Source organism: Geminicoccus flavidas (assembly GCF_009806515.1).
Taxonomy (GTDB): Bacteria; Pseudomonadota; Alphaproteobacteria; order Geminicoccales; family Geminicoccaceae; genus Geminicoccus; species Geminicoccus flavidus.
In genome coordinates this window covers 1-964 of the sequence record NZ_WUJP01000978.1, presented here as the reverse complement: position 1 = coordinate 964, position 964 = coordinate 1, and the positions used below count along the sequence as shown (strand labels likewise).

Here is a 964-nt window from a genome sequence, read left to right as displayed (position 1 = left end):
CCTCGGTACCGCCGGCAGGGCTGCGACCAGCGCGCCATGCAGCGTCGCTCCCTCGGCCTGGCAGCGCGCCCGCAGACGGTCGAACTCATCGGGCGGCAGGCGGTCCACCGCCAGGCGCGCCGGCTCGGGGCGGGGCAGGAGTGTAGCCAGCTTCGCCAGATCCAGCGACCGCAGCCGGTCGGTCATGCGCCGGCTCCACCAGCCCAGCACCTCGTCCTGCACCGAGGAGTCTGGCCAGGCCTCGTCGGCCAGGAGTTCCTCGAAGGAAGGCGGCAGAGGGGGCAGGGGACGGCCGTCCAGCAGATGGCCGACCAGCGCCAGGCCGCCGCGCGCATCGGTGAGCGCATGATGTAGCGCCAGCAGCACGACCGTCTCGCCCTTTTCCTCCACCACGCTCAGGTGCCAGGCAGGGGCGCCGGCCATGCCCACCGGCGCGCGCAGCAGCGTCTCGGCCGTCTCGACCCAGGTGCCGGTGCTGCGTTCGATCCTGCCCTCGGCCGAAGGGACACCCCAGCGCGGCAGCCCGTCCGCGTCCGGCAGGATTACCGGCAGGGCCAGTCGGTCCGGTGCCCGCCATCCCTCGACGCCGAATGCCAGCACGATGTTGAACGGGCAGGTGTGCCCCAGCAGCCAGTACTTGGCTTCCTCCGGACCCAGAAGGCGGGTCAATTCCGGTAGTCCGGCTGCTCCGCCAGCTTCAGCAGTCGCCGGCAGATAATCAGTATCCAGGCGATGATGCAGACATAGACAATCGATTCGCCATAGGTGATGTGCTGCATGAAATCGAGGATCCGGTTCGATTCCTCGCCCAGGCTGTTCAGCTCGAACTGGTGGTGGTTCCGGAAATGTGCGAACAGCGCGAACAGGAGGCCGAAGCCGAACGCGTAGATCAGGCCGCGCAGCACCACCGCACCCATGCTGGCGAGCTTGCTGACCGAGCCGGTGAGCGACAGGGTCTCGTTGC

The 964-nt window shown here is 68.7% G+C and carries 2 protein-coding genes; both read right to left on the bottom strand.

Annotation, left to right across the window (positions count from 1 at the left end; all coding sequences use genetic code 11):
* Positions 1-669 (bottom strand): wax ester/triacylglycerol synthase domain-containing protein (locus EQG76_RS27855; RefSeq protein WP_159718324.1); only part of this gene is annotated, 669 nt, incomplete at its 3' end.
* On the bottom strand, positions 666-964 hold a 299-nt coding region (locus EQG76_RS27850), incomplete at its 5' end, for a hypothetical protein (RefSeq protein ID WP_159718322.1). The genes EQG76_RS27850 and EQG76_RS27855, both read right to left, overlap by 4 nt.